Source organism: Planktotalea sp. (genome assembly GCF_039984035.1).
Taxonomy (GTDB): Bacteria; Pseudomonadota; Alphaproteobacteria; order Rhodobacterales; family Rhodobacteraceae; genus Planktotalea.
Genome location: NZ_JBDWVM010000337.1, coordinates 1 through 8,837, shown reverse-complemented (window position 1 = coordinate 8,837; position 8,837 = coordinate 1). Strand labels below are relative to the sequence as shown.

Here is an 8,837-nt window from a genome sequence, read left to right as displayed (position 1 = left end):
GGGATGGATATCCACCCCATAGATTTCTGAAACACGCATTTGAACGAAGTAAGACAAATCCTCACGCCCTGTCCGCCAGAGCCAATGCGCAAGACGATAGGCTTGAATCGCCTGAAATCCCTTGAAGAACATGATCGGTTGCAACAAACGATGGCAGGCCGGATCACGCTCAAAAATCGCCATGAGGTCTGCGCGCGCAGCTTCAACGATCGATGGGTCATCTGCATAAGCTTCATCGGCAAGATCGCGCAAGATGATTTGGCTCATCTCGTTAGAATGCACCTTGGCGGAAAAGCGATAAGACAGCGCTTTGTCCAATGAATCGTGGTTCAGAATACAGGCATGCAACCACCCGCCCATGACGGGTTCATCAGCAACCGCGCGATGCGCTTCTTGTGTGATACGATCCCAAACTGGATCGACATGGTGAACGGGTTTAGGCACTTGCGTCATGACAATATCCTTATCCTGAGCTTTCATCCTATATCACCTATCAACTTCAGAACAAATGCAAAGGCGTGATACATCACATTGGTGAGAGCGATGAATGCGTAAAAGTCACGCTACTTCGAGATAAAAGATGTGTCATAAAACTGTTCAAGAACAAGGCTTAGCGCTTTAAACGCCGCCTCATTCAATTGCGCAGGCATGGGCGCGAGCGGCAGGCGCAAAACATAAGACCCAATTGAACCATCCCCCAAACGCGCATGCGCCCTGCCCGTTATCTCCTGATAGCGCGCAGCTTCCTGAACACGTTCAATGAGTTCGCGGCACCGCTCAGGCTGAGCTGAGTCTGGCTGCGCGAGGAGATATCGCGTAGCCAGAACAACGTCCGATAGATTGGGCGGGTGTATGATCAATTGCTAAGCACCACGTTGCTCGAAAGACCCGGACCAAAACGCTCCGACACCTGCGCAACGCGGACCTCAAAAGCGCCTGAAACTCCGTCAGAGACTTTATCGCTTTGCGTGTAGGTATAGCTTGGGCTGTCCAACAACTCCTCGCGCTGCACAACGCCGCCGACCAGAATCTGAAGCAAATATTGCTCTATATCTTCGCCCAGTGGCACATCGCCCCAGCCCCATTCATCACCTTGCAGACGCGTTCGGCGGATCCAGCTCACATTCAGATCAGTCCCATCGTAGATCGCCTTGAGATGCGCAGGCGCGTAGGGGCGCATACCGTTGCCTTCAAAGCTCTCAATGCGCAGTTCATAGCTGGGATCATCATAGCCGCGTTGTGCAGGACCGATGCGGTAGTGACGTTCAACGCCGCGATCCGAACTCAGCAAAGAGATTTGGTTCGGCACACCGTTCAGCAGAACAAACACCGATCCGCTCGGCCAGGAATCCGGCATCAACCCATCTGTTCCGCATTGACCACGCAGGCGTAAGCTCAGCTCATAGGTATCCATATCCACGAGGTCTGCCGTTTGGAATTGGAAAATCTCCCAATTGCCTGCACTGCCATCGCCAATCGCCGCCAAATTGCCGCCTGCCAAAAGCGTCGTTTCTGCAATGCTTTCGAGCTGATCGCTCGCAATACGTACGCGTAGCGGCGCACCGCGATCAATAACCCCCGGCTGTCCTGCAAAGAGCGGCGTTTCCGTGACCCCAATGACCGAACGGCCCAGCAGATAGGTGTTAAACCCATAGTCCGCATCCGTTGGCGCATCGTACACCGCAACAGCGTTCGGCCATGGCGAAGCGGTTGCCGCGATATGCGGGGCCTCTGGCGCCTCGTATCCGGTCATCAAGGGCAAATCCATAAAGTAAGGCAAAACTGGCAAAGCAGATACAAAGGGACGCATCGCATTGGCCTCATCCCCGTAAGGCGCAGGGCGATAGACGTTGGGTTCAATCCGAACCGCTTCCAGCAGCTGGCTTTCTCCTTGCTCAACGCGGTCCACGCGAAACTGCGTGTCGTTTTGCGCGCCGCTCAATCGAATAACATCGCCCGCTTTTACGCTTAGCTTGGAGGGCGGCAGCGCCAAACGGATCGCTTCACGCGACACACGCGCTTCGCTCAACCAGCGCTCCAACATCTGCCGCGCCTCACCGCGTGTCATCATCAGAGGCATATCCGTTGAGGACACCGCATGACTGCCATCTTCTGGCAAAACAGTCTCTTCAACCACAACGTCAAAATCGGCATCCGCCTGCACAAAACTCGCCCGCACACGTCCGGCCAGATCGGCATCCGAGCCTCGAACCACCTCTAGCGTGCCTTCCATATCGCTATGCTCGGCAAGGTGTTCGATGTCGATTTCAACATCTTTCTGCCCGTCTCGCATAACGAAATGCAAAACGCCTTCACGTTCAATCGCATCAAATCCATACCGCAGCATCAAAGGTTGCAAAGCGCTGCGCGCCTCCAAAACGTCAGCAATCTGATAGCCACGCACGACGCCATATAGACCACTTACGTCAAACCGTTCTTCGCCTGTACGCAGGCAAATTTCCGCAACGACAGAGGCAAGCGAACGCGATGTTGAACGACCATTGAGCCAATGACCCGTCCAATAGTTATCACCATCCGTCCAAAGGTCCGAACGGTTTGGAAAATGCGGATAGGGTCGCGCATCCCATGCCCAGACATAGGCATGGCTCATATCGAGCATCGGTGCATCATAGTGAATGGACGTAGGATTGCGTTCCTTGCTCTCCCAATAGTCCGTCATCGCCCGCAAATATTGCATTTGCATCAGCTCATCGCGTTGCCCATTAGAGTAATGCGGAACGCTGGATTCTGATGATTTCGGATCCAAGAACTTGTTCGGCTGATTGCTGCCCTTATCTACCGCAGCGCATCCATATTCAGTGAACCAAAACGGTTTCGACTGCGGGTTCCAATCTGTTGCCTCGCTCTGGCGAACGCCATCGATCCGATTGAAGTGAAAATTTTCCCACCAACCGCGCAAGTCTTTGTAACGAAAGACCCATGGCTCATCATAAGCGCCATCTTCAATCGGTGTTCTGATTTGTGCCGCGCGGGCCTCGTCCGAATGATAATACCAATCAAACCCTTCGCCCCCTTCGATGTTCGATTGCAGGTAGTCCAGCGCGTAGATGGATCCCCAATCGACATCCGCATGCACTTCACCATCGCGCCAATCAGACAGCGGCATGTAGTTGTCAATTCCGATGAAATCGATCTCTTCATGCGCCCAAAGCGGATCGAGATGGAAATAGTGATGACCAAATCCATCTTGCGGCGAATAGCCAAAATATTCCGTCCAATCAGCAGCATAACCGATCTTACAGTTCGGACCCAAGATCGCGCGCACCTCAATCGTGAGGGCAATCAATTGCGCGACGGCTGGAAAGCTATGCGCTTCGCCTCGGATTTGGGTTAATCCACGCATCTCGGAGCTGATACAAAAGGCATCGACACCGCCCGCAGCGGCGCAAAGGGCTGCATTATGGAGAATAAAGCGGCGCAATCCCCATTCATTCGGGCCAGAATAGCTAACGCCGTTTGAGGTATAGGAAAAGTCAGATGCACTCGCCGTTCCAAAGAAATTTGCAACCTCGACGTCCGCCGCGCTGGTGCCATCGGGCGAGCCATCTCGCAGCGGCGCAACCGAGCAGGTAATGCGTCCCCGCCACGGCAGAACAGGTTGATCACTCTCATCGCTCCATGGGTCGGGCAAACCATTCCCGGACAATTGATCCATCAGAATGAACGGGTAGAACATCACGGATTGCCCAGCCTCTTTAAGCTCTGCAATCGCCTCCAAAACCGAGTTATCCGAGGGCGTGCCACCATAGACCGCACGACCATCTTGCTGACCGATCAAATCAACCGCCGCCCGATCCAACCCAGACACCGACCATTGCAACCGATCCCCTTCAAGCTCTTTCTGCTCAACCTTGGGTTTGATGGAACAGCTACCACACCGCAGATCATCGCCAAACCAGCTGACTACCAGAGACGCCGCACCGCAATTGGGCAACTCTTCGCCAAGGGACTTGATCGAAGTCTCAAAATCGCTCCGATAGCTCGGGGAATTGGCATTGACGCTTTGCTTTTGACCAAGACCCAAGTCGTAATGCACAGGCGTCGTTGCTAGGGCAAATTCACCCGTTCCCGGCATTAGGGCAACCGCCTTCACCGCTTGCGTCAAATCCTTCGCAGCCTCAGGCAGCTCGTCCGTTGCACCGCGAATAACCTCAAAGGTGAACTGCGGCACGCGATTGCCAAAGTCCGCCAATTGCAGGTTCTCAAACACCACGTAGGCCGTACCGCGATAGGCAGGTGCCAGCCCTGCCCCTTCCACAGCTTCAATCTTCGGATCAACCAGTTGGTCATTTGATCCAAGATAGGTTCGCATGTTCAAGTCGGTCGGGTTCACTTCAACCCCATCCGCCCAAACGCGGCCAACGGAGGTAATCTCCCCCTCACACAGAGCAACGGCAATGCTGATCGAGTAAGCATAGTTCTGCGACACAGTTGTATTGGAATTCGTGACAGTCGTTGTGCCAACTTGGGTCGTCGTCGATCCCTTGCCACCACTTTGCGCGCCCTGCGTTTGGGTGCTCACCTGCGTCGAAGTCGAGGTATAAAGGCGCTCCAAAAACTCGCTCGACCAGATGACTTGCCCAGAAACACGCATACGGCCGAAAACCTGCCCAATCGGGCGTCCTTCCCCTGCACCTGTCAGGCGAAACCGGTTCATCTGGCCGGTCTGCACCACCTCAGAACCACCGCCCACAATATGCTGATCCGTGCGCACAGTGCGCCGATCCAGCGCATTGCCCACCATCGCGCCTGCAAACCGTCCAATCGCAGACATAGACAGCCCCAGCACAGAACCACCAACAGAAGCGCCAAGCGATGCACCAGCGGCAGAAAGAAGGATCGTAGCCATGTATTACACTCCCAAAGGAAAACTAAAGCGCGCCGCGATCCGGCGCTGCCAAGGCGAGCTAAGCGGGCTTTCGACGACCGCGTGACCGCTATATGCGTGAATAAATGTGGGGGTATCGCCAGTTTGCGCGCATATGCCGACATGCTTGGCAATCGCGCCTTTGCGCATTCTGAACAGCAAAACATCGCCCGGCGTTATAGCCCCGTCTTGCACGGTCAAATGGCGCAAGGCAGCGCCCAGCAAGACTTCATCGCCCTGCGGCTCTGCCCAATCTTGCGAATACGGCGGCACAGCTTCGGGTTCAGCCCCATAGAGCGTGCGCCAAATCCCGCGCAACAACCCCAAGCAATCCGTTCCCGCATGCAAGCGCGACGCCTGATGACGATAGGGCGTGCCAATCCACTCCCGCGCGATTGCAACAACCGTTTCTGACGGCATCTTGAGTGCGCTCATCGACGGCTCCCCCCATCGCGCGATTGCGCTTTGGCCGGATAGACCATCATCCATTCCTCTTCAGGAATGTCAGGGAACCCTCGAAAGTTAATCGCGTTGGAGAATTTCAACCGACAGGTTTCAAACCGTTTGTCACAGCCAGCCGTCAAACGAACCTCATCGCTCTCAACAATGTCAGCGCGAAGCGGCTCCCAAAGCGTGATCTCGCGCAGATCATCTACCTGACGATCCACTTTGATCGCCGCGCTCAAACCCTTGGCATCACCGCTCAGAACCTCAAGGCGGCCGCGCTCGAACCAATCTTCAGGAAAATTGTCGAGATCGGAAAATCGAAAGACCCGCGCGTTATCGATCTCAACAGGAACGCGCTGCGCGACAAATCCTACTGCGCCCACATCGACGCCGCAGGCCTTGTCCCCAAGAACCGCACCGCAGGGGCGTTGAAATACGCGCCCGACAGGACGGTTCAACATATCCGTCAACCCACGCAGTTCTGCCTGAAACGCACCGCCTGCACGGCGAATTTCGCCAATATTGCCGCGAAACTGCAAAACACGCTGGGTTGTATCAGCCCAATTGACCAACCAAGACGTCACCTCAGCCCTATCAAAGCGACCGGCATCGATATCCGCATCGCGTATGGCCGCATCACTCAACGCCCCAATCGCTTCGGTATTATCGACAGCCAGACCCGTCGTTTGCTGCAACGCAAGCGCTGAAAGCCCCGTATCAGGTTTGAACGTCAAATCCTCAAACTCCAACGGCAAATCATGATCCGTGAAGCCAAAGCTCACACCATCACGCCGCTCGATCTTCCAAGCGCGGCACAGGGTGGTCACACCTGTATCAAGATGCGCCTGAAATTCCTCGGTAAAGCCGCTCATAACCGCACCTCTACGACCGGAATGCTCGGCACTTCGCCTGCTTGAAAGCTCGCGACAGAGGTGTGAATTCGATCCGTGTCAAATCGCACAGGCACATCAAACTCAAAACCAGCAGTAATCTCGCGACCCTCATCAGGCGCACGCTCAAACAGGATCAAACCGGTCTCGGTATCAACGTTGAAATGTATCGCCTCTTGCTGCGGATCCCCCGCGACGCCGACTTTAACGGTGCCGCTGACAGGCTTCGCAATGACACGCGTATAGCTCGCCTCGCCAGAGCGATAGGTTTTGCTCAGTTGAAATTCCTTCGTCACACCATCGCCTATTCCGATCAACTGATCCTCATAGGCCACCGTCGCGGACGGCTTGCAGGACTTGAAATCGGACCAGTCTTTCCAGCGAAACGCGAACATCTGACCGCGCCGCGCTTCGAAAAAGCTTAAGACCTCATCCACATCATCCATCGCGCGCAACCCAACGCCCGCATCATAGCGGCGACGCGAATGCGACCACGGCGTGTTGCGCTCTTCATAACCGTTGCTCAGCGTTACAATATCCGTGCGGCGTTCCGGCCCGCCGAGCGAGCCAAAGCTCAAAGCCGCGGGAAACCTAACTTCGTGAAGTTGCATAATTTAGCCCTCCGTCATTCTTTGAAAAATTCAGCGTGTGCGTTGTGCCCGCCCCAATGCGCGGCTCATCTGACCGGCAATCTGGCTTTGCGAGCGGCGAAAGCCTTCAACGTCAGGCGTTGAGATATTGATCACCACCTGTGAGCTACCCCCGCCTTGCGCCTGCACGCCCAAGCGCCCATCGGCGCCGCGCGTCAGCGGCATAATCGCCTCGGGTCCAGCCTCACCCATCAACCCCATGCCACCCCGCATCGGGAAGGTTGTCGGCCCATTCACAACGCCGCCATTGGCAAAGGCAGTCACGCGCCCCTGTGTGAAACTACCGCCATTTGCAAAAGGCAGAATGCCACTCATCAAAGCATCCATGCCCCCCGTGATCGCGCTGGACACATGATTGGCGACAGGTTTGATCGCCGCATTCAACGCCGCATCCGCCATGGAGCGCCCCACATCTCGCAACGCTTCGCTCAACTTCTGACCATCAAACACAACGCCCTCAAAGGCACCGCGCAGTGAACGCGACAAGCTCGCATCGAGGCTTTGAATGCCCTGACCTGTGCTTTGCAGCGTCGTTTGAATACGCTTCATTTCCGTATCAAAACCCGCAGCCATCCCCGCAGCAGAGCCAAAACTCTCCTCCAAAGACGTCAGCTGTTCATCCAGCGGATTCGAACTCTCAAAATCACTCATTAGAGGTATTCCTTTCTTCATCCACGCCCTGAGGCGCATCAGGATATGCCCGCAAAAGATCACTCAACCGCGCGCGCCCCATCGGTGCTTGGCCTGCGCCGTGGCCCAACATCACCATCAATTCCGCAGGCGTCAGCGCCCAGAATTCTGCGGGCTGCAACCGCAACTGCACCAATCCTGCGCGCATCAACTCAGGCCAATTGACCAAGGTCATCCCCGACGCTCCTCCGGCATCAAGAACGCTCGCGCTAAGAGCTGCGCCGCAGCTTTCGCAGCCGCCATAGGGCCGCCCTTGATGTCTGCCGCTATCAAATCGGCCGCGCTGATATCCCAGCCCCCGCCGCGTAGCCCTGCAACAATCAAGGTCAGCACATCACGGCTTGAAAACGCGCCGCTTTCAAAGCGTTCAACCAAGGACACCAATGTGTCATCGCCCAAAGTTGTCTCAAGTTCCGCCAAGGCCCCAAGCGTCAGCGACATCGCCCGCTTGGTGCCATCGACGTCCAGAGAGACAACGCCGCTCCAGGGATTATCCATCAGCTATCCGCCGAGAACGTCAGCTCACCCGCAGAGGCCATCGACAGCTCATAGGTCGCCTCGCCATTATGCGATCCGGCATATTCAATCGCGCTGATTTGGAACGGGCCCTGCACAATGCCAAAATCAGGAATGATCACCTGAAAGTTCGGGATTTCGCCGTCAAAGAAGATCTGGCGCGCGCGCTCATCTGTCGCTTCATCGCGGAACACCCCAGACCCCGACAAAGCCGCAGTCTTCACACCCGCGCCGCCCAGCAACTCACGCCAGCCACCCGTGCTGCTCAGGTTCGTGACATCCACCGTTTCAGCATTAAAGCTCACACGCGTTGCACGAAGCCCGGCCAGGGTTTCAAACGTATTGCTGCCGTTCACATCCACTTTAATCAGTAGATCTTTACCATTTTGCGCACCCATATTGCTCACTCCATTCTCTTGAGAAACTTAATGTCTAGATCACGCCTCTAGGCGCGCTCTGAATTTCAGATCGATCTTGCGAAGCCCCGCAGTGCTGCGCTTGGCTGAACTGTTCAAAAACCAAAGCCCGACGACACGTCCGCGCGTCAAAACCAAAGGCGCGCTGTCGAGCGCCTGCCAAATCGCATTGCCGGCTTCTTTGAGGGTCAGAAAACTATCCGCTGTGCTCATGATCGAAATCACAACATCATGCACAGCCCCCGCGCCGCTTTCGTCAGACGCGTCTTTCACCGCTTCTTCACCCAGCAAAACATACAAATCCGGCACGGTCCCAGCAGGCATCGCATCGTAAATATGC

Annotated in this window: 10 protein-coding genes and 1 pseudogene; all 11 read right to left on the bottom strand. The window is 55.6% G+C overall.

The genetic code is table 11. The annotated features are described in order from the left end of the window. Window positions 1-453, bottom strand: a pseudogene (locus ABJQ89_RS15160) (serine O-acetyltransferase); the annotation flags it as partial. 110 nt (window positions 454-563) lie between these two features. Next, on the bottom strand, window positions 564-860 hold the full coding sequence (locus ABJQ89_RS15155) for a hypothetical protein (protein ID WP_348497020.1): 297 nt from the start codon (window positions 858-860) through the stop codon (window positions 564-566). Further along, window positions 857-4,870 (bottom strand): glycoside hydrolase TIM-barrel-like domain-containing protein, encoded by a 4,014-nt coding sequence (locus ABJQ89_RS15150; RefSeq protein ID WP_348497019.1) that lies wholly within the window; start codon window positions 4,868-4,870, stop codon window positions 857-859. The genes ABJQ89_RS15155 and ABJQ89_RS15150 overlap by 4 nt, the downstream gene beginning before the upstream one ends. A 3-nt stretch (window positions 4,871-4,873) precedes the next feature. Next, entirely contained in the window at window positions 4,874-5,323 is a 450-nt protein-coding gene (locus ABJQ89_RS15145) for an NlpC/P60 family protein (RefSeq protein ID WP_348497018.1), read from the bottom strand. Beyond that, complete coding sequence (locus ABJQ89_RS15140) at window positions 5,320-6,207, bottom strand: DUF2163 domain-containing protein (protein ID WP_348497017.1); 888 nt, start codon at window positions 6,205-6,207, stop codon at window positions 5,320-5,322. Before ABJQ89_RS15140 ends, ABJQ89_RS15145 begins: the two co-directional genes overlap by 4 nt. Next, a complete protein-coding gene (locus tag ABJQ89_RS15135; protein WP_348497016.1) occupies window positions 6,204-6,836 on the bottom strand; it encodes a DUF2460 domain-containing protein in 633 nt (210 codons plus the stop codon). The genes ABJQ89_RS15140 and ABJQ89_RS15135 overlap by 4 nt, the downstream gene beginning before the upstream one ends. A 30-nt stretch (window positions 6,837-6,866) precedes the next feature. Next, on the bottom strand, window positions 6,867-7,526 hold the full coding sequence (locus ABJQ89_RS15130; RefSeq protein WP_348497015.1) for a phage tail tape measure protein: 660 nt from the start codon (window positions 7,524-7,526) through the stop codon (window positions 6,867-6,869). Beyond that, window positions 7,519-7,740, bottom strand: a complete 222-nt coding sequence (locus ABJQ89_RS15125) for a rcc01693 family protein (protein WP_348497014.1) — start codon at window positions 7,738-7,740, stop codon at window positions 7,519-7,521. The genes ABJQ89_RS15130 and ABJQ89_RS15125 overlap by 8 nt, the downstream gene beginning before the upstream one ends. Continuing rightward, on the bottom strand, window positions 7,737-8,063 hold the full coding sequence (locus ABJQ89_RS15120; protein WP_348497013.1) for a gene transfer agent family protein: 327 nt from the start codon (window positions 8,061-8,063) through the stop codon (window positions 7,737-7,739). Before ABJQ89_RS15120 ends, ABJQ89_RS15125 begins: the two co-directional genes overlap by 4 nt. Further along, window positions 8,063-8,479 carry a phage major tail protein, TP901-1 family gene (locus ABJQ89_RS15115; protein WP_348497012.1) on the bottom strand — a complete coding sequence of 139 codons (417 nt, stop codon included), beginning with the start codon at window positions 8,477-8,479 and terminating at the stop codon, window positions 8,063-8,065. The genes ABJQ89_RS15120 and ABJQ89_RS15115 overlap by 1 nt, the downstream gene beginning before the upstream one ends. A gap of 39 nt (window positions 8,480-8,518) precedes the next feature. Further along, the coding region (locus ABJQ89_RS15110; RefSeq protein ID WP_348497011.1) for a DUF3168 domain-containing protein at window positions 8,519-8,837 on the bottom strand (319 nt) is incomplete at its 5' end.